Annotated in this window: 25 protein-coding genes, 1 tRNA gene and 1 rRNA gene; 12 read left to right on the top strand and 15 right to left on the bottom strand. The window is 37.9% G+C overall.

Annotated features, from left to right (window positions below):
- Positions 1 to 104: 104 nt before the first annotated feature.
- From FACI_RS03545 to FACI_RS03500, 10 genes are all read right to left on the bottom strand, one after another.
- Entirely contained in the window at positions 105 to 554 is a 450-nt protein-coding gene (locus FACI_RS03545) for a DUF1947 domain-containing protein (RefSeq protein ID WP_009886746.1), read from the bottom strand.
- A complete protein-coding gene (locus tag FACI_RS03540; RefSeq protein WP_009886745.1) occupies positions 554 to 1,921 on the bottom strand; it encodes a hypothetical protein in 1,368 nt (455 codons plus the stop codon). The genes FACI_RS03545 and FACI_RS03540 overlap by 1 nt, the downstream gene beginning before the upstream one ends.
- A complete protein-coding gene (locus FACI_RS03535) occupies positions 1,918 to 2,814 on the bottom strand; it encodes a transcription elongation factor Spt5 (protein WP_009886744.1) in 897 nt (298 codons plus the stop codon). The genes FACI_RS03540 and FACI_RS03535 overlap by 4 nt, the downstream gene beginning before the upstream one ends.
- A 9-nt stretch (positions 2,815 to 2,823) precedes the next feature.
- Positions 2,824 to 3,042, bottom strand: a complete 219-nt coding sequence (locus FACI_RS03530) for a protein translocase SEC61 complex subunit gamma (RefSeq protein WP_009886743.1) — start codon at positions 3,040 to 3,042, stop codon at positions 2,824 to 2,826.
- A gap of 166 nt (positions 3,043 to 3,208) precedes the next feature.
- Positions 3,209 to 4,678 (bottom strand): 16S ribosomal RNA (locus FACI_RS03525).
- A 286-nt stretch (positions 4,679 to 4,964) separates the two neighbouring features.
- Positions 4,965 to 6,236, bottom strand: a complete 1,272-nt coding sequence (locus FACI_RS03520) for a 3-phosphoshikimate 1-carboxyvinyltransferase (RefSeq protein ID WP_009886742.1) — start codon at positions 6,234 to 6,236, stop codon at positions 4,965 to 4,967.
- Complete coding sequence (locus FACI_RS03515) at positions 6,233 to 7,051, bottom strand: shikimate kinase (RefSeq protein ID WP_009886741.1); 819 nt, start codon at positions 7,049 to 7,051, stop codon at positions 6,233 to 6,235. The genes FACI_RS03520 and FACI_RS03515 overlap by 4 nt, the downstream gene beginning before the upstream one ends.
- 1 nt (position 7,052) lies before the next feature.
- The gene (locus FACI_RS03510; protein ID WP_009886740.1) at positions 7,053 to 7,841 is read right to left on the bottom strand and encodes a shikimate dehydrogenase family protein; all 789 of its coding nucleotides are present in this window, start codon (positions 7,839 to 7,841) and stop codon (positions 7,053 to 7,055) included.
- Positions 7,838 to 8,146: a hypothetical protein gene (locus FACI_RS03505; RefSeq protein WP_019841474.1), complete on the bottom strand. Its 309-nt coding sequence runs from the start codon at positions 8,144 to 8,146 to the stop codon at positions 7,838 to 7,840. Before FACI_RS03505 ends, FACI_RS03510 begins: the two co-directional genes overlap by 4 nt.
- A complete protein-coding gene (locus FACI_RS03500) occupies positions 8,103 to 9,176 on the bottom strand; it encodes a 3-dehydroquinate synthase (protein ID WP_009886738.1) in 1,074 nt (357 codons plus the stop codon). The genes FACI_RS03505 and FACI_RS03500 overlap by 44 nt, the downstream gene beginning before the upstream one ends.
- Positions 9,177 to 9,276: 100 nt before the next feature.
- Between FACI_RS03500 and argS the strand changes: the two genes are divergently transcribed.
- Both argS and pyk read left to right on the top strand, forming a co-directional pair.
- Positions 9,277 to 10,905 (top strand): arginine--tRNA ligase, encoded by a 1,629-nt coding sequence (argS, locus tag FACI_RS03495; RefSeq protein ID WP_009886737.1) that lies wholly within the window; start codon positions 9,277 to 9,279, stop codon positions 10,903 to 10,905.
- A gap of 55 nt (positions 10,906 to 10,960) precedes the next feature.
- Positions 10,961 to 12,640 (top strand): pyruvate kinase, encoded by a 1,680-nt coding sequence (pyk, locus tag FACI_RS03490; protein WP_009886736.1) that lies wholly within the window; start codon positions 10,961 to 10,963, stop codon positions 12,638 to 12,640.
- Between the two features lie 2 nt (positions 12,641 to 12,642).
- On the opposite strand, the gene FACI_RS03485 is transcribed toward pyk, so the two are convergent.
- Positions 12,643 to 14,124: a D-glyceraldehyde dehydrogenase gene (locus FACI_RS03485; protein ID WP_009886735.1), complete on the bottom strand. Its 1,482-nt coding sequence runs from the start codon at positions 14,122 to 14,124 to the stop codon at positions 12,643 to 12,645.
- Between the two features lie 145 nt (positions 14,125 to 14,269).
- On the opposite strand from FACI_RS03485, the gene FACI_RS03480 reads away from it, so the two are divergent.
- From FACI_RS03480 to FACI_RS03440, 9 genes are all read left to right on the top strand, one after another.
- The gene (locus tag FACI_RS03480) at positions 14,270 to 15,043 is read left to right on the top strand and encodes an FKBP-type peptidyl-prolyl cis-trans isomerase (protein WP_009886734.1); all 774 of its coding nucleotides are present in this window, start codon (positions 14,270 to 14,272) and stop codon (positions 15,041 to 15,043) included.
- A complete protein-coding gene (locus tag FACI_RS03475; protein WP_009886733.1) occupies positions 15,044 to 15,754 on the top strand; it encodes an RNA methyltransferase in 711 nt (236 codons plus the stop codon). It abuts the gene before it with no gap.
- Between the two features lie 50 nt (positions 15,755 to 15,804).
- Positions 15,805 to 17,148 (top strand): MFS transporter, encoded by a 1,344-nt coding sequence (locus FACI_RS03470; protein ID WP_009886732.1) that lies wholly within the window; start codon positions 15,805 to 15,807, stop codon positions 17,146 to 17,148.
- A gap of 109 nt (positions 17,149 to 17,257) precedes the next feature.
- Positions 17,258 to 17,626, top strand: coding sequence for a 50S ribosomal protein L18e (locus tag FACI_RS03465; RefSeq protein ID WP_009886731.1), 369 nt, complete (start codon positions 17,258 to 17,260; stop codon positions 17,624 to 17,626).
- A 5-nt stretch (positions 17,627 to 17,631) separates the two neighbouring features.
- A complete protein-coding gene (locus FACI_RS03460) occupies positions 17,632 to 18,045 on the top strand; it encodes a 50S ribosomal protein L13 (protein WP_009886730.1) in 414 nt (137 codons plus the stop codon).
- On the top strand, positions 18,042 to 18,446 hold the full coding sequence (locus FACI_RS03455) for a 30S ribosomal protein S9 (protein WP_009886729.1): 405 nt from the start codon (positions 18,042 to 18,044) through the stop codon (positions 18,444 to 18,446). Before FACI_RS03460 ends, FACI_RS03455 begins: the two co-directional genes overlap by 4 nt.
- A gap of 4 nt (positions 18,447 to 18,450) precedes the next feature.
- Complete coding sequence (locus tag FACI_RS03450) at positions 18,451 to 18,672, top strand: DNA-directed RNA polymerase subunit N (protein WP_009886728.1); 222 nt, start codon at positions 18,451 to 18,453, stop codon at positions 18,670 to 18,672.
- A gap of 98 nt (positions 18,673 to 18,770) precedes the next feature.
- A tRNA-Pro gene (locus FACI_RS03445) sits at positions 18,771 to 18,843 on the top strand.
- Positions 18,844 to 19,051: 208 nt separating this feature from the next.
- Positions 19,052 to 20,296 carry an NRAMP family divalent metal transporter gene (locus FACI_RS03440; RefSeq protein WP_009886727.1) on the top strand — a complete coding sequence of 415 codons (1,245 nt, stop codon included), beginning with the start codon at positions 19,052 to 19,054 and terminating at the stop codon, positions 20,294 to 20,296.
- A gap of 37 nt (positions 20,297 to 20,333) precedes the next feature.
- Here the strand turns inward: FACI_RS03440 and FACI_RS03435 are convergent, their stop codons facing one another.
- From FACI_RS03435 to FACI_RS03420, 4 genes are read right to left on the bottom strand one after another with little or no spacing between them, the layout of a single operon-like run.
- Positions 20,334 to 21,077, bottom strand: coding sequence for an alpha/beta fold hydrolase (locus FACI_RS03435; RefSeq protein WP_009886726.1), 744 nt, complete (start codon positions 21,075 to 21,077; stop codon positions 20,334 to 20,336).
- A gap of 6 nt (positions 21,078 to 21,083) precedes the next feature.
- Positions 21,084 to 22,448, bottom strand: coding sequence for an MFS transporter (locus FACI_RS03430; RefSeq protein WP_009886725.1), 1,365 nt, complete (start codon positions 22,446 to 22,448; stop codon positions 21,084 to 21,086).
- A gap of 60 nt (positions 22,449 to 22,508) precedes the next feature.
- The gene (locus FACI_RS03425) at positions 22,509 to 23,627 is read right to left on the bottom strand and encodes a CaiB/BaiF CoA transferase family protein (protein WP_009886724.1); all 1,119 of its coding nucleotides are present in this window, start codon (positions 23,625 to 23,627) and stop codon (positions 22,509 to 22,511) included.
- Positions 23,624 to 24,661, bottom strand: coding sequence for a 2-isopropylmalate synthase (locus FACI_RS03420; protein WP_009886723.1), 1,038 nt, complete (start codon positions 24,659 to 24,661; stop codon positions 23,624 to 23,626). The genes FACI_RS03425 and FACI_RS03420 overlap by 4 nt, the downstream gene beginning before the upstream one ends.
- A gap of 268 nt (positions 24,662 to 24,929) precedes the next feature.
- On the opposite strand from FACI_RS03420, the gene FACI_RS03415 reads away from it, so the two are divergent.
- Positions 24,930 to 25,577 (top strand): helix-turn-helix domain-containing protein, encoded by a 648-nt coding sequence (locus tag FACI_RS03415; protein ID WP_009886722.1) that lies wholly within the window; start codon positions 24,930 to 24,932, stop codon positions 25,575 to 25,577.
- The last annotated feature ends 21 nt before the right edge of the window (positions 25,578 to 25,598 follow it).

The following is a 25,598-nucleotide window of genomic DNA, read 5'->3' as shown; positions in this document are numbered from 1 at the left end:
ATAAATAAGTATTTTGTATACTTTTTAGTCTATAAAATACTGCATAACATGGCGCATAATTAGATATGGCAATGATATCTTATAATGAGCCCCCATGCCTAAGCTTAAAATTCTTTCATGACTTTATCATTAAGATAATGCAATATCTCCACTGCTTCACCCTTTCTGGAGGACATTATTGCATCACCGCTATCATTGGCCCTTCCTATTGCTATATATAACCCTTCCATGTTTTTGATAAAAACCATGTCACCTTTTTTAATATTCGGGTCCATATCAACAATCCCGGGCGCGAATAGATTAGATCCATTCATTAAATGGGGCACAGCACCATTATCTACAGTAACGTTATGTGTCTTTATTTTCAGATAATTTATAAGGTATAATGTAGGCATGCCGTTGTAAAATACCGGTTTGCCTGAAAAATAATACACCTCATTTTTTTTGTTTGTTTCCACTTCAATATCCGCCATGGATGTTCCGTCTATATTGAATGCGCTGAGCTTTTCCATGAATGCCCTGTAATCTTTTTTTGACAGTATATGCTTTGACATTATCCTATTATCCCCTTTATTTTCTTGAGCTGATCGTTTATATTCCGATCATTAACCATGTCATTTACATAGTCATATATTCTTTTTCCCAGAAGTATCTGGTTTTCAGTAAACATCCATCCTTCTCCACTTCCTATTGCTTCAAGAAAAGCATAATATATTGATTTCTGTATGTCATTATTCATGTTCTTCCTGCCAAAGTTTATTGAGTCGGATTTTCCATAGTTGAAATAATATGTAATTAAGTCTATTAGATACCTGGAATTTTCAGACCATGGTTCCATGATCTTTGATTTCACCGACTTCTTGCTTTTTAATAGCTTTGCGTTTTCCATGATCTCCATGGGGTTTCCTTTCAAGGATTTTATTTCCGCGTCTGTAAGATCATATAATAGCCTTACAATTTCATTTTTATATTCAGGAAACAGGTACTCCAGTACCTTGCGCTGGCTGGGAGAGTCAAGTACAAATCCTTTGGATGCTATTTTCTCCCTTATGAACGGCTTTAGCCTGTCATCAAATTCCAGTTTATCCAGAAATTCATCTATTCCATAATTCTCGTAATTTATAATATAATAGTTATTCTTGATTGCATAATTTATCTTGTCTTTCCGTAAACGGGACAGCAATTGCTTTGTGCTAAGCCTTTTGTGTATAAATTCAGTTATGATATCAGGATTATCGGGTATAAAATCCATAAAATCTGATTGAATTTTAAATGGCATATCAGGCAATAACATATGCTTAAGCAATGTAAAAACTATGTTGTGGTCAAAATCTTCATACACGTCCAGTATGGCATCATATGCCGATACAGTAATTTTATTGCCGGTTGTTCCAATAACTATCCTGTCTTCGGCTCTGGTAAAGGGTATATTCTCCTCGTTCAATAAATCTGTTATAAAATCAATATCAATCTTTTCCCTGCATGTTGCTGTAAAATAATTTCTTGTGGAATACACCCTTAACTTCTTCAATTTTACTGTATTTGTAAATGCAAGAAGCCTGTATATATCGTTATCATAATTCTGTACACCTGAAATTATCAGTTCATCAGTGTTTCCCCGCTTACAGTAATTAACAGAACCATAGTTTGTCTTTATAACCCCCATAAGTGGTGCTTTTTCGCTCTCCAGTATTCTGTAAGTCTCTGACACCCCAGCCAGGAACTGGTCTGCAGAATTATGGTATTTGCCAAAATTGCTGGATTCTTTCATCTTCTGGATTTTCTTTGCATAACCTTTTATAGGGCACATAAAGCAACTGTCAGTACACTCTGGAAGTATAATCTCAGGATTGTCAAAAAATTTTTTAATATTATCGATAAACGCTTTTTCTGCTTCTTTTGAATTGGATTTAGTTATCATGTTTTATCCAGATTTCTAATAGCTTCAGCCTTTACAGTAACCGGTATAGGAACCATGGATTCTATTAACTGGACTGTTACCTCTTCCTTTGCTGCATCAATTGCAGTAATCTTTGCCCTTTCTCCTTTAAATGGCCCTTCAACTATTTCTACAAGTGAGCCCATTTCAAGGCCAGTTACTGCAGGCTTTGGCGTAAGGTATTTCTCTATTTCTGATATATCTATATCTCCAGAAACAAATCCCCTGAATCCCCTTATAGATTTTGACAGTACGTCAACCCTGTCTGCATGCATTGTTTCAATGAAAAAGTACCCCTTTATCTCATATGGGGACATGACGGCCATAACTTCATTCCTGGCGTTTTTATTCATTGCCATGCGCTCTTCCCTGTCTCTTTCGGCATGGTTTGACAGGTCTATAGCGATGTCAAGCTCCTTTCCTATGGTACATTTGGCAATTTTAATAACCGGCACAAGGTTAACACTGAATTTTTTATTATAACTATTTATTCCATCTTCTGATTTAATTGAAAGATCAATATCAAGCCTGTCACCCTCATATCCGCCTATGGGTGTATCTATCTCCAATCCCAGATCCCTTGATTTGTTTCCATCGAGATCAAAGTCATATGTTATCTCCTCTATTTTTTTGCTTGAAAGTGTATATTCGTCTTTTAACTTTAATTTCCAGTCTATAGACGGGTCTTGAAGTTCCAGGGATGTCCTTATATTAATGTTGAATTTCCTTTTTGCACCCTGGATATTCTTTACAGTAATAGCCAGTGGTATAATTTTCTCTCTATCATCTTTTTCTTCAAGTTGCTTGATACGTTTATCACATCCCGCATTTATAACATCGGGGATATCTGCCGTTAACCAATCATATTCCATCATTAAAGTCACCTAAAACACTATCTGCATTATATAATATATAATAAACCCTATTAAACCTAAGAGCACAATACCGCTGCCTGCTATAAGCACCACTTTTGTGTATTCATTTCCATTGGGCTTCTTGGCCATTTTGAGGATACGGGCATATTTTCCCTTTCCTATACCCTGAAATTTTCGTTCAATTTTTTCCTGTTGTTCAACAAGTTTGCCCTCAATACCTTTATCCATTATATAGATAAGATAAACATAAAATAAAATCTTTTCTAAAATTTAAAAATTATATGAATAAATATGATGGAATGGTACATGAATAGATGAAAATCAATATAACAAATACTTAACAATATAAAACAATAAAAAATAAAAAGTTTGTAAGGCAAAGCTGCCTTTCACATGGAGGTGATCCATCCGCAGGTTCCCCTACGGATACCTTGTTACGACTTAACCCTCCTCACCGACATCAGATTTGATTTAACCCTCTCGAATTAAACCTCATCCAACACCAACTCGGATGGTTTGACGGGCGGTGTGTGCAAGGAGCAGGGGCATGTTCACCGCGGGTTGTTGACCCGCGATTACTACGGAATCCAGATTCATGAGGGCGAGTTACAGCCCTCAATCCTAACTATGGACGGGTTTCGCGATTAGCTTCCTCTTTCGAGGTTGCAACGTATTGTCCCGTTCTTTGTAATGCGCGTGTAGCCCGGGAAATTCGGGGCGTACTGACCTGCCGTCGACCACTCCTTCCTCCAGCTTAGCGCTGGCGGTTTCTCTAAAGTGCATGCATATTCTCATATACATTTGCAATTAAAGATGTGGGTCTCGCTCGTTATCACACTTAAGTGAACGCCCTACGGTACGAGCTGACGACGGCCATGCACCACCTCTCCTGCTATCGAGTAAGCTCGTCAGGTTGACTCTCATGCACAGGTCGTTCCCGGTGAGTTTTCCGGCGTTGAATCCAATTAAACCGCACATTCCTCCCGTTGCGGTGCTCCCCCGCCAATTCCTTTAAGTTTCAGTCTTGCGACCATACTTCCCAAGCGGCCCATTTAACACCTTCGCTCCGACACTGCCTTCCCTCAACGGAAAAGCAACATCAAATGGGCAATGTTTACAGCTAGGACTACCCGGGTATCTAATCCGGTTTGCTACCCTAGCCTTCGTTCCTTACCGTCAGATTCGTTCTAGTTAAACGCTTTCGCCACTGGTCGTCCTTCCGGGATTACAGGATTTTACCCCTACCCTGAAAGTACGTTTAACCTCACCCGATCTCAAGTCTTGCAGTCTCTTCAGACTTTCTGGAGTTAAGCTTCAGGCTTTATCTGAAGATTTACAAAACCGGCTACGAACGCTTTAGGCTCAATAAAAGTGACCACTACTCGTGCTGCGGGTGTTACCGCGGCGGCTGGCACCCGTCTTACCCAGCACTTATTCCTCATGCTTTTTAGGAATGAGAAAAGTCTTGGCTATGCCAAGACACTCAAGCTCCCCGTGTCGCGCTTTCGCGCATTGCACAGTGTTCGCGCCTGCTGCGCCCCGTAGGGCCTGGACTTATGTCTCAGAGTCCATCTCCGGGCTACCCCTCCCAGGGCCCGTACCCGTCTGAGGCTAGGTGGTCCATTACACCACCTACTACCTGATAGGTCGCAGACTCATCCTTGAGCGTCGTAACTTTTATTGCAAAAACATTCCAGTTTTAAGCAATTATAAGGTATTACCTTCAGTTTCCCGAAGTTATCCCTTACTCAAGGTTAGATTATCCACGTGTTACTGAGCAGTGTGCCGGCATCTTACGATACCTTGACTCGCATGGCTTAGTCGGAACTTGATAGCAGTGGCCGCCGGCAGGATCAACCGGAGTTAATCCTACCTCCACTCTTATTAATAAGAAATTAGCGGCTTTACCTTACATATCGGAACCCATCTTATGATGAGAACTTCATCTGTCCCAATCCTGGAATATAGATTTCATAATCGCACTGTGTGCATATCCATCTATTTGCTGTAGATTGGCTTTTGTTGACTATTCTAAATAACTAAGCAATATTTAAGCATTTTCAATTCAGAAACTTATATAAAATCAATAAAAATAATGACATAATATATATTAATAATATAATATAGATTTCACATATTTATAAATCCGTTCAAATTACGGCATCTCCACTTAAATTTAAATCTGAATATATCTCCAGCCCGAGCCTTTTCAGGTCAACCAGAAATTCTGGATAACTTTTATTAATTTTCTCCGCATTTTTAAATTCCGTATGAGATCCTGCTATTACCCCAGCTATTATAGCACTCATTATCATGCGATGGTCTGTGAATTTTATAGATTCCGGGTCTTTAAGGATGCCCTTCTTAATTTCTATAAAGTTTTCACATACTGAAACGGTCGCTCCAAATGCCCGGCACATTTCAATTATTCCTTTCCATCTATCGGATTCCTTCGTTTTTAACCTCTGGTAATTATAAATTTTTACACCTTCAGTCGAAAATATCCCTATAACCGATATTACTGGAGCTATATCAGGGGTCGCAGAAGCGTCTACAATAATTCCTTTTATAAAATTTGCCTTATCAACGGTAAGTTCATTGCCACCAATTTTTATGCATTCTGTTGCATTGTTTAACAATTCTATAATTTGCCTGTCCGGCTGGAGTGAATCAATACCCAGGTTTTTTATTTTTATGTTCCCGGTAAATATGCCCAGTACTATAAAATAAGACGCAGAGGAGTAATCACCTTCAATGCCAATTTCTTTAACAGCGTAATCACCATTTTCTATGGAATAATTATTTCCATTATTGTGCACCGTGATACCAAAATTCCTCAGGCAGTTAATGGTAATATTTACATAATTCGCAGAAACCATATTGCTGACAGTGAAGTTTCCTTCTCCAAGTATGGAATAATAATATAACATAGCACTTACGAACTGTGAACTTGTTCCACCATCAATAGATACTCCTGTAGAAGCAGAATTTCTACCATCTACCATATAAAAGCCATCTTTGTGTTTTTTGAAATTGGTACCTGCATCTGATAAGGCTTTTATTAAAGGTTCAACAGGCCGCCCTGCCAGTTGCTGTTCTCCTTTTATTGTTGTTTTGCATTTTCTTGCGACCAGTAATCCTATAGAAAGCCTGTAAGAAGTTCCGGATTCTCCAACATAAATGCTATCCGGGCATTTAAAATCCGGTTTTATTTCTATATCTTTTCTGTTGTAATTAATGGTGGCATTGCAGCTTTCGGCAATTTTAAGCGATACCATCTCATCCTCTGAAAATGAGACATTTTTAATTTTTACCGGCTTATTGGAAAAGGCTGAATAGAGCACATACCTCTGGGTATAACTTTTTGAAGACGGTGCGTAAATTGTACCTGAAATAGTTCCATTTTTTATTTTAACGTTCATTGTTCATATATATTAATTCCATAATTATTAAACCTGCTTCTTATCACGTTGTATCCTTCTGATGTAAGCTGTTTAAAAGAGCTTTCCATGGAACTTTCTGTTTCGTATATTCCGAATATGGCAGGCCCTTTTCCACTCCTTCCTGCATATATGGCACCTGTGCCGAGCATCTTTTTGACTATCCCGGTTTCTGTTCCATCACTGAATATATACCCGTTGAGCATCATAGATTCGAATATATGTCCGTCCTTCACAAGTTCCAGCAATCTTCCGTAATAATTTTTGTACCCTGAAAAATCCCTGTTTCGCATATCATATGTCAATGCCATTCTGTCCTGCAATTCCAGGATAATGTATTTTTCCTCAATCTGCTGCTTTGATATAATCCGGTTCGAACTGTTGTCAGTAAAACAAAACCCGCCATAATATGCTATGGAAAGGTCATCTATTGCCCCTGTTACCGATGTTTTATTGTGTATTGAGGCCTCTGACGCAATCTTTAAAACTTCCTGTGGTGCGATGTCCATATGATTTATTTTAAAAATTCCGTAAATTAATGAAAGTGTCATGGCACTGCTGCTTTTCAATCCCATTCCCATTGGAATCTGGCTATTGATATTTATTGAATATTTATCATGGATGGAAAATCTGTTCCTCAGAAAATTCACAGTATCTGCCATTTCAGGTGTGGGAAAAATATCCTCTCCGCTCTTTTTGATCTCAGTGTACATTGGCAGGTCTATGGATATTGCAGCACCATAGCCGTTGACAAATGCTGACAGAACAGAAAGGCCGCCATTGGTTTTTATTATCATTTTATTTACTCCTTAAATTTTCATGGAAAATATCATAAAATTTTTCATAATCTACCGTTATCCCATATATTTTTTTTAACGTTTCAATTCCCTGCCCGATGAACATGTCCTCTCCGTTTACCGGAATCCCACCATTTTTTTCGACTATTTTCAGAAATGGGGTCCTGGAGGGATTATACACAAGGTCTATGCCGGTTATTCCATTATGTATCATATTTTCCGGGATAGGCATTCCAGTATCTGGAAATGTGCCCAGTGGCGTGCAATTAATAATAATATCATATTCCTTTATATCATTATATCCTGTTGTGGCTATTCCGTAAATCTTTTTTTCCCCAGGATTCCTTGAAACTATGCTGATATTTGAATTATAATTTTGCATTATTGAATATGCAACTGTCCTGGCTGCACCACCTGTGCCCATTATTATTACATTTTTACCTGAAAAATCAATATTATTTTTTCTGGCAAGCATCATAAATCCAGCGTAATCGCTGTTATATCCGTATAATTTTCCACCCTGGTTTTTTACGAGATTAACCGATCCGGTATCAGAAACTATTTTATCTGCATAGTCTATAAATTGTATTGACTCTTCCTTATACGGTGCAGTTATGTTGAAGCCTTCAATATTGCCCCTGGACAAATCAAAAAATCGTGGCAAATTTTTCCTGTGCAGATCTATTGCAATATACATGGAATCTATACCGTAGTCCATAAACAGGCTGTTGTAAATATCCTGACCTATAGAATGGCCTACAGGGTTACCTATTAAAGCTGAAAAATTCATACCTTATACCTCCTGAATCCCTTAATTATTGCTGGCATAATGTTCCTGTCCAACGCAATGTTAATGCGCATAACTTCTTTCTGGAAAAGTTTTGCAGATAAAGCATTAAGTACAGTGTTAAATTCCGGGATGCTTCTTTCCATATCGATATCTGTAATTGTACCTATTGCCCTGTGACACCGTGTCATTTCACTGTTAATATTCCACATAGGATTATAAATATTTGTACGGTTATTTCCAGAATCCACACATCCTGTTAAATCAATGGTTTCCCTTCGTGCTTCTCTCTTTGTAGAGATTAACATACATCCTCATCTGCTGGAATCCTATTTCACCAATTTCTGCCTGTCCGGGGCCTTTTAACATTACCATATTCAGCTTTCCATTTTCGACTTTTTTGTCATTTTTTATAAAGGATACCAGCTTATCTGTTTCAATAGTGTTGAAATCCAGCAATGGAATCCCATAGGCTGATACTGCATCCCTTACTGTTTCGTAAAATGGTTCAGAAAATCCGGCCTTATATGCCAGATAACTTTCCAGTATCATGCCATTGGCAACAGCAGTTCCATGGGACACCCTGTTTTCAGTATAAGATTCTATAGCATGCCCGATGGAATGCCCAAAGTTTAGCAGGTACCGTATTTTCCTGGAATCAAAAAAATCTTCCGAAACAACATCCAGTTTTATCTTTGCGCTTTTTGATATTACATATTCCAGGCTTTTCCTATTGTATATAGAATTCAAGTTTTTTGAGGTAAAATAATTAAAGAATCTCCTGTCCTTTACAAGGGCCATCTTCATTGCTTCTGCTATGCCATCCCTTAAAAGTGCAGGGTCCGACCCGAGCAGGAAATCAACATCGGCAAAGATTACATCAGGATTATAGAATGTCCCCATAGCATTTTTTAAATTTTCAAAATTTATAGCGTTCTTGCCACCTATGGAACTGTCTACCTGGGCAAGCAAGGTTGTTGGAATTCCTATCAGGTGCACTCCACGCTTATACACAGATGCTGAATATCCTATAAGGTCTCCTATAGTTCCCCCGCCTATATACGACACGGAATTGTCCCGTTCAATTTCCATATTTATCAGTTTTTTTATAACAATATTAACATACTTCTGAGATTTAGATGATTCTCCATCTTTCAAAAATGATTTGTATGAAGAAATGGCATTTATCTTGCTTTTGTATAGCTGCTTCAGTGCATAGCTAACAAAGGAAATATTTTTGCCATAATCTTCCATGAAACTGTTGATTTTGTTTTCAAGCCCGGAACCTATGTACATCTTTATATTTTTGCCATTTATGGGTTTTTCCAGAATCTCCATGAATTATAATGGCAATATGTTATATTTATCAATCGATTTTATCCGGATCCGTTAACACTGGATATAAAAAAATATAACTACATATAATTTATTACCAATAATGCTTCTTTTTGATGATTACAAAAAAATTATGCTGGACAAAATTAAAACCATATACAGTGTACAGGACAATGACATGGAACTGGGTACAAATTTTGGTGATTTTACACTTAAAATATTTAAATTTAAAGATAACCGTGAGGAGGTTTATTCCAGAATTAAATCAAGCATGGACATGGAGTTTATTGACAGGGTAGAGCTTCAGGGCAATTACATAAATTTTTATATAAAGTCTAGCAAGATGCTGGATACAGTGGAAAATTCTATCGGGACTTTCGGCAAGTACCCAAACACTTTCCAGGATACATCAAAAGCACTCATAGAGCATACAAGCTCCAATCCCACCGGGCCGATACATGTAGGCAGAATAAGGAACTCGATAATAGGCGATTCTATTTTCAGAATAATAGAACGTTATGGAACAAGATCTTTAACCCAGTACTTTGTAAACGATTCCGGCAAACAGGTTATTTCACTGTACCTGGGCCATATTAAATACCACAAAGATGAGGAAATGACAGTGGAAAATCTGCTGGACGGATACCAGAAAATTTACACAAATATCGACAGTGACCCGGATATAAAAAGAGAAGTCCAGGAACTTGATGAAAAATATGAAACAGGGGATAATGAATTAATCAAGGAAATACAGAATACCGCATCCATAGTCCTTAAGTCAATAACAGATTCACTGGCCAAACTGGGCATACATATTTCTACATATGTATGGGAGTCCAATTTTATTATGTATGGCAATGTTGCACAGTTAATAGATTCACTTTCGGAAGACCTGAAGTCAGAGGGAAAGGCTAAATATATCGAAATTGGTGATAAAAAAATATTTCTAACAAGGCAGGATGGGACATCGCTGTATTTTGCCAGAGACCTTGTCTACCATATGTTCAAATCAGAAAATTTCGACTGGATAATCGATGTTTTAGGCGAAGACCACAAAGACCATGCCAAAAATCTTGATTATGTCCTCCATAATTACCTGGATTTCCCATCCCGGATCGACTATCTGTTCTACGGGTTTGTTTCCCTCGATACAGGAAAGATGTCAACAAGAAAAGGAAATATTGTTACTGTTAACGATCTATATGAAAAAACTGTTGAGGAGTCTGCAGCTATAATAAAGCAAAAAAGGCCGGAGTACAGCAAGGAGGAAGTTGATAAAATAAGCAATGCCATAGCAGCATCATCAATCCGTTACAACATTATAAAAATAAATGCCAACAAGCCATTGACATTCAGGTGGGATGAGGCACTCAACTTTGAAGGGGATTCTGCTCCTTATATTATGTATGCATATGCCAGGGCATGCAGCCTGATTTCCAAAACTGGCAATACTGAAAGTTCCACTGAGGAATACAATGAATTCGAGAAGGCGCTTATAAAGGCGATGTATGTTTATCCATACTATTTACAGAATTCAGTTGATTTCCTGAGGGCGGATATAATAGCTGGCTATATCCTTTACCTTGTTAAATCTTTCAATGAGTTCTATTTGAATTGCCCTATAATTGGCAACAGCGAGGAAAATAAAAGAATGAGGATAGTCAGGGCATTTAAGAAAATCATGGAGGATAGTGCAGACCTTCTTGGAATACAGCTTCTGGAAAAAATATAAATTTCCACTAAATGGTTAACCAATAAGCTTATTATAGTATCAATTATCAGTTTTTATGACGAAAACCAAAATAGTGGCCACCTTAGGCCCGGCAAGTTTTGATGAATCTATTATCACAAAAATGGCTGATAAAGGATTGGCCACCATAAGGATTAACACTGCACATATTTCAGAAGGTTATATTACAGATGTCAGCCGCCTTGTTTATAAAATAAATGAGAAATATAATAAGAAACTTGGAATAATGGTGGACCTCAAGGGGCCTGAGCTCAGAACAGGGGAATTTCCCGGTGGAATTTTAAACATAACAGCCGGGAATACATATGGAATTTCAGATAACCCGGGAGTTAAATCTGATATATCCATTAACTACAAAATCTCTGATTATGTTGATAAGGATACACTGATAGCGATAAATGATGGCAGGGTAAGATTCAATGTGGAATCCATCAGCAATGGAGTAATAACAACTAGAGCCATGGATACCGGAACAATACACGATAGGTCAAGGGTAAATATTCCGGGCAAATACATTGACCTTGGAGTCCTTACAGATAGGGACAAAATGTTCCTGGAGGAAGGCCTGAAAAATAATATAAATTTCTATGCACTTTCATTTGTCCAGTCACGTGAAAATGTTTATGAGCTTCAGGACTACATATATGACCGAAAAGGGCAGGGCGATATTATAAGCAAAATCGAAACAAAAAGCGGTTACGATAATTTAGAATCAATTGTGAAAGCTTCTGATTTTATCATGGTCGCCAGGGGAGACCTTGGTGTTGAGCTGCCATTGAAAGAAGTTGCAATGGCCCAGAAAAGGATTATAGACATATCACATAAATATGCAGTGCCAACCATAGTAGCAACACAGATGCTTGAATCTATGGTAAATTCAGATTCACCCACCCGGGCTGAGGTATCGGATGTAACAAATGCCATACTTGATGATACTGATGCTGTTATGCTGTCTGAGGAAACTGCTATCGGAAAATATCCGGTAGAGGCTGTAACATACCTCTACGAGATTTCCAAATATGTAGAATCACAATCCACATCTTTCCCTGAACCGGAGAATTTTATGGTGGATCCCATAGCTTTCTCTGTTGCCAAGGGTGTGAAAATTATGTCAAATACCATTGATGTAAGTTCCATTATTGCAATGACAAGAACAGGCCATACAGCGAAAATATTGTCGGCAATCAGGCCTGTCAATGATATCTATGCTATCGTGCAAACTGAATGGCTTGCAAGGTCTATAAATCTCATGAGGGGCGTAATACCAGTTGTACTGCCGGAAGCACAGGCGAAGGAGGAAAATATATACGATATAATAAATAAAATAGCCCCGCTTGGATTGCTGAATCCAGGGGAAAAGGCCATCGTTGTATCAGGTTCTCCATCCCTATACCTTGGAGGTACAAATAACATCAGGGTTATTTCTATAGGGCGCTTCATTGGCAGGGGGTACCCTGCAGGGCACAACGTAACAGGAAAAATTGATACGGATGCTCCTGAAAACGGAAACATCATCCTTCTTGACAGATATGACAGCAATATCGATTATTCGAAATATAACGCAGCCATAATAAAATCCGATGTTACCAACAGGATAATAGACAAATTCCTGGATGCTGGAAAAACTCTGGTATATAATGCCGAACTGGTTAAACAGATAAACAAAAATACAACAATAAGCATAGATGCCGATACAGGCATCATCACAGAAATATAAATTTATAGATTATCAAAAAGGCTGTTGTTTATAGTATTTATGTAAAGTGCCTTCTTTGAATAATCAACATATACATTTTTTAACTTCAGATATTCGTTTATTCCATATTTGCTGCCTTCTCCTGCCTGACCTGTCATTCTAAATCCTGTATGGTAGCCCTGTGACGCTTCAGGCCCTGGCATGTTTATATAGAGTTCCCCGAATCTGATTTTCTCGGATGCCTCCAGCATGAGTTCAGGGTCTTCAGTGAACAGGTAAGATGCCAATCCAAACTTCGAATCGTTTGCTTTTCTATACATCTCATCTACCCCGGAAATCTTTTCAGTGCCTATAATAGGGCCAAATATCTCATCCTGGAATAATCCGGAATCCTGTGGAACGTTTTCTATTATGGTTGGTGCAAAGAAATACCCGTTTTTATACTTTCCCTGAAGGTCCGGAGTATTGCCGCCTGTGAGTATTTTATACCCGGAATCCTTTGCATTGTTTACTGTCTGTACCATCCCAGCCAGCGCGTTTTTATTTATCAGTGGCCCAACATCGGATGTATCCGGATCCCCTGTTGTCAATTTCTTTGTGATTGCGACAAACTTTGACATAAATTTGTCATATATATCTTCATGTATGTACAATCTCTCTGCAGCTATACACGATTGTCCAACATTGAGGTACTTTGCCCATATTAGGCTTTTCAATGCCCTTATCATATCGGCATCTTTCCATACGATAAATGGGGCTTTTCCACCAAGTTCCAGAATTAATTTTGCCATATTTGAGGATGCATTTTGCATGATTTTTTGCCCGGTTGAAGTTGAACCTGTCATAGTTACCAGGCCGACCTTTTTATGGTTTACTATATAATCACCTATTTCAGATCCACGGCCTGTTACAAAGTTCAAAACTCCCTTGGGTATTCCTGCTTCTATAAATTTATTGACGATCCAGTTGGCAGTAAGCGGTGTATCTGAACTTGGCTTCAGTATAACGGTATTTCCTGTCAACAATGCCGGTGCAAGCTTTCTCACAACCATAGCTGCCGGAAAATTCCATGGCGTTATTGCAACCACTATGCCATATGGAACTTTATACTGGAATATTTTCCTTTTTGAACTGGACCCTTCCACTATATCTCCTGTTAGCTTCCTTTCAAATTCAGCGTAGTATTGAATCTGGTCAATAACACCATCAACTTCATCTATAGCCTCACGTTTTATTTTTCCAACTTCTAAAGTTAGCAGGTTTTCAAGCTCCCCTCTTTTCTGCGATATTAATTCTACTGCCTTATACAGGATTTTTGCCCTTTCCTGTGTTCCCATATCTGACCATGAGGGAAATGCGGATTCAGCGGAATCCATAGCTGCATCAATATCATCTTTAGTGGCAGCGGGAAATGTATCAAGAACTTCTCCAGTGCTCGGGTTGTACTTGTTTAACGTATTTCCATTTGATGATTCTTTCCATGTTCCATCAATATATATTTTCATAATAAACTATTAATACAATATATAAAAGCCTTGTTAATAGGGTGAAAATATATATAATTTAACCATGCCCGGACCGGTTCCCCGTATTTCAATAAATATAAATAGAAATTAATAATTCCATACAGTAAATTATTGGTGATTATTGATGAACGATGGAGATTTCATAGAATTAAGCTTTGAAATGCGTGCAGGGCAGGATAAAAAATTGATTTCAACTAGCAAGGAAGACTTAGCCAAACAGGAAAATATATTTGACGATAAGAAAAAGTACAAAAATGCAGTTATTGTTATTGGCACGGATGGCCTTTTCAAGGAAATTAATGATTCATTTAAGCAGGCAGAGCTCGGCAAAGAGTACGAGGTAACAGTCCCGGCAAAGGATGCATATGGCATGAGGGATACCAAAAACATTAAGGTTGTCCCCATGAGGGAATTCCAGAGAAATAAAATTAATCCTGAAATTGGAAAAGAAGTAAATATAAACAATAAGGTAGGCAGAATAATATCTGTTACTCCCGGCAGGGTTTTAATTGATTATAACCATGAACTTGCTGGAAAAGACCTTTACTATAAGTACCAGGTTAGCAAAGTAATAGACGATGTCAAAGGGAAAGTAAATGCCATAATAGATATGGGCTACTCAGATTCAGATAATTTTGTGGTTGAAATAGAAAATGATTCTATAAGCATTCAGATTCCGGAAGAAGCCAAATTCGACGTCAACTGGATAGATTCCAAGTATAAAATTGTGAATGACATCAGGAAATACATGCCTGAGAAAGACGTGGTTGTAAAAGAACTTTATAAGAAAGAGGAGAAAAAAGAAGAAAAGAAGGAAGAAGCTCCTGCTGAAAACAAGGAGGAGAAAAAAGAAGATTCAAAGGAAAACCAGAAAGACAACGTAAAAGAAACACAATAAATGTTAGACCTTGATAAAATTATCTCTGTGGTTCTGGTTGAGCCAAAATACCAGGGCAATATAGGGGCAGTTGCCAGATCAATGGCAAATAGTGGAATAAGCGATCTCCGGATCGTCAAAACCCCTATTGAAACAGAAGCTATTTACCGGTCTATGCATGGCCGTTATATTTTAGACAATGCAAAAATTTTTAATTCTCTTAAGGAAGCTGTGAGTGGCTTTGAGATAATAGCAGGGACTTCAGATATTTCTAAATCCGGCGAAAAGTTCAGGAGAGTTCCAACCGGGCCTGAAGAGTTCTGGTCAACTAACGGGCTTACAGGGCAGAAAGTTGCCCTTGTATTTGGAAGGGAGGACAATGGCCTGAACTATGAAGAACTGGGAATGTGCAATTTTTTCCTGAAAATAATAGGGAACCCTGAATATCCTGTATACAATTTATCACATGCTGTTGCAATAATACTTTATGAAATGATCAAGGCAAACTATTCAGGCAATGCTACTATAACACATGACCTCATAGGGCGTGACAAAATTGATACACTTGCAGGAAGGCTTGAAGAATTGCTGGCTAAAATAGACTATAATGAACAGGAAATTGATACGCTTATGAATATGCTAAACCGTATAATAGCCCGTGCAAATATAACCGATTCTGAATTTTTTAAAATAATGGGAATCATGCGCCAGACCATAAACAGGTTGCAATAAATTGGTTTGGCAAACTTTATCATTAAATATATAATAAAGAAAGGATTAAGATGCTTTCTGTTCATAAAAGAATAGATGAACTGCCAGTAAGCCCGATTCTGCTCAAAATAACACTGCTTTCCTCAATGGGTATTTTCATGGATGGCTATGTGCTTTCAATTTACTCAATTGCCATACTTTATATGCGTGATTACTTCCACCTGGTTTCTGGAACGCCATTTTACGTTTATTACATTGCATTCATGGGTTCTTCCCTGTTTATAGGAATGTTCTTTGGAAGCATAATCCTTGGGAACCTCTCCGATAAGTATGGCAGGAAAAAAATATACGAATACGATTTGATAATAACTATGGTATTCCTCATTATGAGTGGAATTTCTACCAATATCCTTGAATTTATCATATTCGAAATTCTGGCAGGTGTAGGAATTGGTGCAGATTATCCAATAAGCTCATCAATCCAGGCAGAATTTTCACCGAAAAACAAGCGTGGAAAATTCCTCGTGTTTAACATATTTTCATGGACAATAGGCGGAATAGTGCTGCTTCTGGTTGCAATTCCTGTTATCCTTTACATTCCTGCAGCTATAAACTGGAGAATATTATACCTTACAGGTGCAATTATACCCTTTTTCGTTATACTATCGCGGAGAAACCTGCCAGAGAGCCCATTCTGGCTCACAGGAAAAGGAAGAGACAGTGAAGCATTAAAATCATCTAATTACCTGGGCAAATCAGCAGGCATGGAAGTGGACGAACTTCCTGTTGTGGAAAGTGGAAATTCAAAAATCAGGGATTTATTCTCCAAAAAATATCTTTATTATACTATATTCGTCTCAGTTGCATGGTTTTCATACGATGTTTCCAGTTATGGCGTCTGGGAATATACCCCATCTGCTTTTGCTTATAGCAATTCGAACATTGTTATGGTTGTTCTTGCCACCCTCCTTGAGGAATTGCCAGTCTTTATAGGTTTTCTTATATGCATGTACTATGTTGAAAAAACCGGGAGGAAGAGCCTGGAGCTAATAGGTTTTGGCGGTGCCGCTGTTTCTCTTATTATCTTTGCTGCAGTATCAAATTTTATTGCCCTTGGAATCCTCCTGACTTTCTTCTCCTTCGCAACAATGCACCTTTTCCACAATATGGGGCCAACAAACCTTACCTATGATTATCCTGTGGAGATATTCCCAACAAGGATTCGTGGAACAGCAATGGGTTTTGCCACATCAGTATCCAGAATAGGTGCTATTGTTGGCACCATAGCATTTCCAATTATACTATTTACACTGCCATTTACATTTGTCCTGATTTTCCTTGTGGTGTTTGAAGTAATAGGTTTTTCCATTACTTTCCTGCTTGCACCGGAGACGAAGGGCAAAAGCCTTAATTGACCTTTTCCTGGCAGCATCTGCCTGTTTGCCGGCAATCAAGCATTGCCCCTGTCTTTCTTTGTAGCTCAGGCATTCAATAAATTTATTAATTAATTATCAATATAGCCCTATGTCGATCAAAGTAGAGAGAAAGACAAGCGTCTATTTAATAGATGTAATAAATAATTTGCTTGAAAGATCGAGGGAAAGCCAGAGCATATTCTGGCGTGATATTGCCTCTCGATTAAATTCTTCAAGAAACCATTACGCAAACGTGAACCTTGGGAAACTTGACAGGGTTGTTTCTGAGGGAGATACCGTGGTTATACCCGGAACACTTCTTTCATCAGGAATACTCCATAAAAAGGTCAGAATTGCAGCGGTAAAAGCAAGTGATAAGGCAAAGCTTAAACTTGCCGAATCAGGTAGCGAGTTCATAGAGTTAAAGGATCTTGCCAATGAAAATCCAAAGGGTACCAATTTAAAAATTATAAAGTGATAAATATGATATATATTGATGGCGACAACCATATTTACGGAAGGCTTTCAACCTATGTGGCGAAACAGCTTCTTTCAGGCGAAGAGGTCGTTATAGTTAATGCTTCTAAAATAGCCATAACAGGAAGCAGGAAGTTTATTCTTGATAAATTTAACCACAGGAGAAATATAGGAAGTGTAAGAAAAGGTCCATACTATCCCAGAACACCGGACCAGATTATGAGAAGATCGGTAAGTGAAATGCTTCCAATAAAGAAAACAAAGGGGCTTGAAGCACTTAAAAGGTGCAAGGTATACAGCGGCATACCAAAATCCTTAACTGATGTTGAATTTGTTAAAATAGACAAGGCTATGAATACAAACGCAACAGGATTTATAACACTGGGAGACATTTCAAAGATATTAGGTGAGAACCAATGAGCAATGAAATACTTACAATAGGAAAGAGAAAAACTGCAGTTGCAAGGGCCATAACCCGCAAGGGCAACGGAAAAGTCTTCATAAACGGCAAACCGGTAGAACTCTATCCTATAGAACTTTTGAGAAATAAAGTCATGGAGCCCCTGAAGATACTGGGAGACAGGGCAAATGAAATAGATATAGAAATAAAGGTAACCGGGGGAGGAAATACCGGGCAAACAGACGCCGCAAGAACTGCAATGGCAAAGGGAATAGTAAAATACTTCTCAGATGACCACGAACTGGAAAACACAATCAGGACATATGACAGGACGATGCTGGTAAACGACATAAGGAGAAAAATGCCGAAAAAACCTATGGGTTCAGGAGCCAGGGCGAAGAGGCAGAAATCATACAGGTGATATCATGATAATACCGGTGAGATGTTTCAGCTGTGGCAAGGTTATCGGTTCCGATTACGTAAGATTTGTAGAAGAATCTAAAAAAATACGCAAGGATACCGGACACGACCCTACTGGCAAAGAAAAATCAGAGATACTTGACAACCTTGGCGTTGACAGGTACTGCTGCAGAAGGATGATACTTTCAAACGCAGACCTGCTGGATGAGGTTATCTCATATTCCTGAAGAACCATAAAAATTTATAATTAATATTATGTGCAGAATTATAATATAATTTCTGCTATTGAAAATTTTTATATCCTATCTGGATATTCATAACACAAGGGACCGTGGGGTAGCTTGGTATCCTACCAGCTTGGGGTGTTGGTGACTCCGATTCAAATTCGGACGGTCCCATTTATACATATCAGAGCATTTTAACATTTTTATACCAGCAAAAATTTTAACAAATCCCGTTTATTTTGTACGTTCTATAAGTTGATACATCCTGAATATGCTGCAATACAATTAGTTAGGTATGCCTAACAAACATTTAAATATACACTTTGGCTAACCTAAAAATACAACACAGCCATATTGTATTGTAGGTTCAGGGATGTAGCTAATGGACGTAGACGATTTACATAAAAGGCGGAGATTATTAAACAGGGATACCATCGCCCTATTCGGGCCTGCATGGCTTGTCATGATGGCTGATATGGATGCCTCCTCATATATTGGAGCAGCACAAACTGGTGCAACTCTTGGATATGGCTTAATATGGCTTATGCTCATTCTTATAATACCGCTATATGTGATTCAGGAACTTGCTGGAAGAATCGGGATAGCAACTAAAGGCGGGCTGGGGGACATTGTCAGGAAAAATTATGGGAAAAGAATAGCATCCATTGTTGCTTTGCCCATGGCTTTAACCGATACAGTAACCTATGGCATTGAATACCTTGGAATAGGAATAGGCCTGGAAATAATGGGGCTTTCAATTTATTATACTATTCCAGTTATATATGTTATACACATATTAATTGTCACAAGAAAAAAATATAGCGAGGCTGAAAAGCCCCTTATTATAATTTCACTGCTTTTGATAATCGCATTGCTTCTATCGCTGGCATTGAGAGGTATTATACCTGTGTCATCACCTCTGGCCAACCCCATATTGATAAAACCTACCGCAGGGTATTTCTTCCTGCTTGCAGCTAATGTTGGTGCAGTAATAATGCCATTTATGATATTCTTCCAGGCATCAGCTACCGGGCTGAAACTCGGTGATCTGGATGGTGGACATATAAGAATTACCCGGCGCAGGTCGCTCAGAATAATGCGCAAAGAAACACTCGCCGGGGCCATAGTGACTGAACTTCTTATGGTCATTGCTGAAATGGCTTTTGCGGGAATCCCACATGCAAGCCATTCATCCTTTTTTGCAACTCCACAGCAACTTGGCAAAGTACTTATTCCGGTAGCAGGAGATTTCTCACCAATTATCCTTGGGATAGGATTAATAGCTGCAGGTTTTATTGCACTTATTACCATATCCCTCGGGAGTGCATGGGGCATAGCTGAATCTCTTAACATGAAAAAGAAATCATACTGGATCGTATATATACTTGAAAGCCTGCCAGCCGTAATAGCTGTCTTAATTATCAACCCATCAAGCATGATAGCCATTGTTCTATACCTCCTGATATTCTTTGTTTTTGCATTGATTGCCCCTCTAGCAATGATGTGGATAATTGGCAGAAACAAAAATATAATGGGCGACCTTGTGTTATCAAGGAAAAATGAGGTTGTATACCTGTTTATGTTTGGATTAATAATCGCTACTGCATGCATAGCTGTTGCAACATAAAATAGACATAGCAATATAAAATGTGTATAATATTAATTCAACTTATTTCATCTATAAACTTCTGGACAATATCAGCAAATCTAAGTGGTTCCTCAAACATTGGACAATGTGCAGAATTCTTGAAAACAACAATGGTAGAATTTTTAATCCTAATATGAACATCTTGAAGCTCTTCAAAATTTCTATTTTTGTCATATTCTCCAAATATAATCAGCGCTGGCAATGTTAAAAAATTAGCTGTGCTTGTAAAATCATAACGAGATATAGCTTTTAACTGGCATTTTAAAACATCTATATTATACTGCATAAATTCATCTGTAATCTTTTCCAAGTCATTAAAATCGATATTTCTAAAGAATGATCTCAGTATTGTCCTGTATGTACCAATATTACCCGAATTTCTGTTAATTAGTGGCATTAGTTCACTGTTTCTAACGGAGGGTTTAAGCCCGGAATCTATAAATACTATCCCTTTTGGTTTAACACTGAAATTTAACAATAAACTGATCATTATGGTAGCACCCATGGAATGGCCAAATAAAAAATCTGGGTAAAAGCTATTTCTAGTTAGAATATCATTTATTATATTGCAGAATGAATTGAGATCGCAATTTTGTTCCAAATCAATTTTTCCCAGGTCAATTGTCATTATTTCAAATTTATTCAAATCAAAAAATTGAAGTGTTTTACTCCATAAAAAAGGTGGTAAACCCCACCCTTGAAATAGAACAATTCTCACTTTTCCATTTCCGTATTTGTGTACCACTTTATGTGTGTCCATGTTCAATCACATGTTAGATATAGACTCCAATTCTCTCTGGCTTGTTTTTGGCCCAAATAACATTATATCAACTATTGTAATCACAACAAGTATCCCCAGAACAGAAAATACCGCAAGCGATCCATGCGATAGAACAAATACTACAATAAGGGTTGGTACCGACGCTGACGCTATGGCATTTATGCCCTGCCCCATGCCAGTTCCAGAACCTCTAAGTTTTGTTGGGAATATCTCAGCCTGATACTGATGGAAAAAGTTAGACATATTCCATAGCATAAAAGCTACAATGAATCCAAATAGCACTATCTCTGCTGAATTATTAGCAATAGAGAATATAATGCCAAAAATTCCTGCCAGGCCTACAAACAAACAAACACCAATTTTTCTCTCTAATTTGTCTATATACAGTAAATTGACTAGACTGCCTACTAGAAATCCCATATAGATAATTATGCTAAATAAAAAGGTTGAGGCTAAAGAATATCCCTTTGCAATAAGAAGAGTGGGCACAAGAGCTGTAAACCCGAAAAACACACCACTTTGCGCATATTGGAATATAATTACCATAATGGTATTTTTCCGTAATTTTTTATCAAAAAGGTCTATCCATTTCGGTTTCTCCTTAAGTACCTCTGTATGGTTCTCAACCGGCGGGAGTGAACTTATATCTTTTTCTTTCATAACCTCTTCTTCAATGCTATTCATAAGATTGTTTGCGTCTTTATATCTACCAACAGATTCCAGCCACCTGGGAGACTCTTTCATTCTGAATCGTATTACCTGAAATACCAAGGCGGCTACACCTAGAACTATTAGGAAAATTCTCCAGCTATCCGCAAGGTTGATGTTAGACATCTCTAACAGCCAGAACGCACCTAATGGAGCACTAATCACACCTATCGTGTATACTAATGCTAACCTTCTACCCCTATTGCGCTTCGTCATAGTTTCGCTTATGTATGTATCTCCTAGCGGTATTTCTGCACCGGTGCCAATCCCCGCAATGAACATAAACACTCCTATAAGTATGTAATTTGACATTAATCCTGCAATTATCGCACCGATTGCAAAAACCAGTAGATTAACAAAATAAATTTTCTTCCTGCCATATATATCGGCAAGCCTCCCGAATGCAAATGTTCCGACAACCATCCCGCTATAGAACGCTGTTGGCATGATATAAGTTGACACATCTGTTGACAGGTGAAAAACTTCAGAAATAATGGCCAGCAAACTTCCGACTAGCAAGACAAGGAACGTAATTATAAATTCGCCTCCTGTAACGTACAGAAGAAACTTCGTATGGAACTTGCTCACCGGCAATCGATCAAGGCGATCCCCAACACTACCTTCATAAGGTTTATTTTGCATAAAAATGCATATTAAAAGTATATATAAAGTAGTATTATAATATGTTAGATCAAATATACCTTATTTAATCATTGTTTTTATTGCCTCTTCTATCCTGGTATCGCTATAACCCAGATCAGACAGTATTTTTTTGGTACAGTTTCCAAGTGGCGGTGCGTTATTATTCTGCGCCACCGAAAACGGAAGCCTCGGGACCTCATAGCTATTATTGTTGTAATTCATATTTACCATATAGTTTAGAGCCTGCGGGTCATGCAAAAGTTCCCAGGGCTTATTAAGCGTTCCGTAACTTATATTATATAAATCCAGTATATTTTTTATCTCTTCATAATTCATAGATAATAACCTCTTCTGAATTAATGGTATAAGAAAATCTCTGTGCATATATCTTGCATTGTTGCTGGAAAATTTTTCATCTGCGATCAGGCTTTCCAGCCCGAAACCTTCACAGAACTTTTTCCACTGGTCATCCGTGGCTACAGCTATGAAAAGTTTCTTATTATCAGATGACATAAAATAGTCATATATGCCCCAGGCAAAATTCATTTCATTTATTGGCTCCAGACCCTTTTTTTCTATCTGGTATGTTGCTATATGCTGCCCCGCCAGAAACATTGCAGTTTCAAAAAGGCCTATTTCTACCAGCCCGCCCTTATTTTCTGAAATTAACTGGAAAGACTTTGTAACACCAAGTATAGCAGCTACCATGTCTACTATCGATGCACCCATTCTCATCGGCCGGTCTTTTGTCCCGGTCATATAAGCAAGTCCAGATTCTATTTCTACTGGATAATCAAGGGATTTTCTATTTTCGTAAGGGCCTTCCATATATCCCTTTATGGATACATATATGATTCGGCTATTGATTTTTTTAACATCTTCATAGGAGAATCCAATTTTTTTCATAGTGCCGGGTGCCATATTTTCTACAATAATATCTGCAGTACTCAAAAGTTTAGTCAATACTTCTTTTCCAAAATCTGTTTTGATATCCAGTTCAAGGCTCTTTTTGCCCCTGTTATAATACATAAATGTTCCAGCACTGGTTCCGGTTAATTCCCTTGATATATCACCGCTGCATGGTTTTTCAACTTTTATAACCTCGAATCCCATATCGGCAAAAATTAATCCTGCAGTGGGCCCAGCTACTATCTGCCCTAATTCTATAACCCTCTTCATATGGCACCATCTGCGATTTTTATAATATCCTTAACGGGCAAAGCCTCACCACGGATAGCAGATTCATCCTTAATCATGGACACTATTTTCCCTATTTTTTCTCTATCATATGTTACATTATTGTTATCCAGTATCTCCATAATCATTTTCTTCCCGGTATAAACGTTCACAGAATAATTCTTTTCGGTAAATGCATTTCCATAGGCTACATGGGTTCCAGCTGTCTGTATCCCAGAATTGTTTCCATACACTGGCAAATTATCTGTAAAGAAATTCATGCCAATTTTCTTTAGAATAAGGCCATACACATAATTGTATGCTTTTATAATGCCCTTTATATCCAGTGACTTTTCCAGATTATTTTTCATTAGATAATCTGCCAGTGTTATAGAATCAGCAATGCCATTCCTTTCTCCTGTGCCAAATATTGTTGTATCTATATAATCGACACCTGCCGATATTGCTGATATTGTATTGGCTACTGCCATTCCGTAGTCATTATGGCAATGGGCTTCTATTTTTATATTTGTGGCTTTTTTTGCAGCTTCAAAGACATTTTTTATTGCTGCAGGATTCATTTTACCACGTGTATCTGGCAGCTGGACCACATCAACATTTAGCTCTTCCATTTTATGGCAAAACTTTGTTATCTGTTCAACGCTGAACATATCTATATCCACAAAGCCAATTTCAACAATTTTTCCAAGTGTACACGCATATTTGATATTCTCATACACCTGGCCCATATTGTCAAGTTTAAATGGCAGATGAAGTGAAATATTCGCTCCAGTTTCATTAATCATATCAATATCTTCCTTTACTGTGCGCCCAAGCCCAAATACCTGCTGAAAATATTTGCCATCCACAATAGCAGCTGTAACCTCAAATTCAGATTTATGTGCCGGTGGGTAGGCAACAAGTGCCCGCTTAATTCCGGCAGAAGAAATAAGTTTTGCAAGTTCTATCTTTTCATCATAAGACATGGCAAATCCGGGAGTTTGCATTCCCTCCCGCAAAGTATCATCAGTTAGCATTATGTATTATTGTATGCCACTATATAATCTGTTAATATAACATATTATAGCAGGATAATAGCCCCGTGGTATGATTGCCAATAAAAAAGAATTTTAAATTAAATGCACAATAATGATTTTGCATGATCAATAATAGAGTAGGTATAGAAAAATTTTAATGACCGCTGCACTCCAGAAAATTCAATGGAATAAGTACTATGCTATTTAAACCGTCATTTGCAATATTGCGTGTTAATTAAAGTTATATACTCGATTGGGCTATTTTAATATGTATTTCCTGAGTGTCCATGTAGCGGGAGACTGTAGCCTATCAAAATCAACCGAAAATAACGAATCAAAGATTATAATATCGAATATTTATAATATGAGCGATAGTGCAAATTCCCTGATAGCATATTCCATAGGAAGTGATATCAATAATATATACCGGCGTGATTTCAGTACCATCAGGTTCATCAAGGGGAAATATGCAAACATGTTCATAGGCACAAAAAAGGGGCATAATATAATGCAATCTATAAACGAAAGTGGCGGAATTCCAATGTACCCTTTCATTGCGTTTAATGGTGGAGAGAGTTATTTTATTATGCACTTTGATAAATCTTCTGTGATGCATGATTTAGAACTTATAGAAAAGAATAATAAAATAAAGTATTTTGATTATACATCTGTGAGTTCTGGAGATAGCATAATGGATATATCGAGGAATCTAAACCAGGAAATGAATATTATGCGCCTTACCCCGACAGAGAAAAAGATAATTCAGGAAGCATACAATAGTGGATACCTGGATTGGCCAAGGACCACAAGCCTTGATGATATCGCACGCAGGTTTTCCATATCTAAACCCACTGCTTTATTGCACATAAGAAATGCAGAAAAAAAGATCCTGTCGTGTTTTATCGCCAGGCATTGATGATAGAATCCGGATAAAACA

This window comes from Ferroplasma acidarmanus Fer1 (genome assembly GCF_000152265.2).
In the GTDB taxonomy this organism is placed as follows: domain Archaea; phylum Thermoplasmatota; class Thermoplasmata; order Thermoplasmatales; family Thermoplasmataceae; genus Ferroplasma; species Ferroplasma acidiphilum.
This window is presented reverse-complemented; position numbering and strand designations above follow the sequence as displayed.

Bases quoted from the DNA above. Each gene is read 5' to 3' on its own strand.
- FACI_RS03430 (WP_009886725.1), bottom strand. From the start codon at position 22,448: ATGCAAAATAAACCTTATGAAGGTAGTGTTGGGGATCGCCTTGATCGA.
- FACI_RS03515 (WP_009886741.1), bottom strand. From the start codon at position 7,051: ATGATAATAAAAACCAATGGCGGCCTTTCTGTTCTGTCAGCATTTGTC.
- pyk (WP_009886736.1), top strand. From the start codon at position 10,961: ATGACGAAAACCAAAATAGTGGCCACCTTAGGCCCGGCAAGTTTTGAT.
- FACI_RS03535 (WP_009886744.1), bottom strand. From the start codon at position 2,814: ATGATGGAATATGATTGGTTAACGGCAGATATCCCCGATGTTATAAAT.
- FACI_RS03415 (WP_009886722.1), top strand. From the start codon at position 24,930: ATGTATTTCCTGAGTGTCCATGTAGCGGGAGACTGTAGCCTATCAAAA.
- FACI_RS03440 (WP_009886727.1), top strand. From the start codon at position 19,052: ATGGACGTAGACGATTTACATAAAAGGCGGAGATTATTAAACAGGGAT.
- FACI_RS03545 (WP_009886746.1), bottom strand. From the start codon at position 554: ATGTCAAAGCATATACTGTCAAAAAAAGATTACAGGGCATTCATGGAA.
- FACI_RS03505 (WP_019841474.1), bottom strand. From the start codon at position 8,146: ATGTTAATCTCTACAAAGAGAGAAGCACGAAGGGAAACCATTGATTTA.
- FACI_RS03425 (WP_009886724.1), bottom strand. From the start codon at position 23,627: ATGAAGAGGGTTATAGAATTAGGGCAGATAGTAGCTGGGCCCACTGCA.
- FACI_RS03450 (WP_009886728.1), top strand. From the start codon at position 18,451: ATGATAATACCGGTGAGATGTTTCAGCTGTGGCAAGGTTATCGGTTCC.
- FACI_RS03475 (WP_009886733.1), top strand. From the start codon at position 15,044: ATGTTAGACCTTGATAAAATTATCTCTGTGGTTCTGGTTGAGCCAAAA.
- argS (WP_009886737.1), top strand. From the start codon at position 9,277: ATGCTTCTTTTTGATGATTACAAAAAAATTATGCTGGACAAAATTAAA.
- FACI_RS03485 (WP_009886735.1), bottom strand. From the start codon at position 14,124: ATGAAAATATATATTGATGGAACATGGAAAGAATCATCAAATGGAAAT.
- FACI_RS03530 (WP_009886743.1), bottom strand. From the start codon at position 3,042: ATGGATAAAGGTATTGAGGGCAAACTTGTTGAACAACAGGAAAAAATT.
- FACI_RS03540 (WP_009886745.1), bottom strand. From the start codon at position 1,921: ATGATAACTAAATCCAATTCAAAAGAAGCAGAAAAAGCGTTTATCGAT.
- FACI_RS03420 (WP_009886723.1), bottom strand. From the start codon at position 24,661: ATGCTAACTGATGATACTTTGCGGGAGGGAATGCAAACTCCCGGATTT.
- FACI_RS03480 (WP_009886734.1), top strand. From the start codon at position 14,270: ATGAACGATGGAGATTTCATAGAATTAAGCTTTGAAATGCGTGCAGGG.
- FACI_RS03435 (WP_009886726.1), bottom strand. From the start codon at position 21,077: ATGGACACACATAAAGTGGTACACAAATACGGAAATGGAAAAGTGAGA.
- FACI_RS03500 (WP_009886738.1), bottom strand. From the start codon at position 9,176: ATGGAGATTCTGGAAAAACCCATAAATGGCAAAAATATAAAGATGTAC.
- FACI_RS03465 (WP_009886731.1), top strand. From the start codon at position 17,258: ATGTCGATCAAAGTAGAGAGAAAGACAAGCGTCTATTTAATAGATGTA.
- FACI_RS03510 (WP_009886740.1), bottom strand. From the start codon at position 7,841: ATGAATTTTTCAGCTTTAATAGGTAACCCTGTAGGCCATTCTATAGGT.
- FACI_RS03460 (WP_009886730.1), top strand. From the start codon at position 17,632: ATGATATATATTGATGGCGACAACCATATTTACGGAAGGCTTTCAACC.
- FACI_RS03520 (WP_009886742.1), bottom strand. From the start codon at position 6,236: ATGAACGTTAAAATAAAAAATGGAACTATTTCAGGTACAATTTACGCA.
- FACI_RS03455 (WP_009886729.1), top strand. From the start codon at position 18,042: ATGAGCAATGAAATACTTACAATAGGAAAGAGAAAAACTGCAGTTGCA.
- FACI_RS03470 (WP_009886732.1), top strand. From the start codon at position 15,805: ATGCTTTCTGTTCATAAAAGAATAGATGAACTGCCAGTAAGCCCGATT.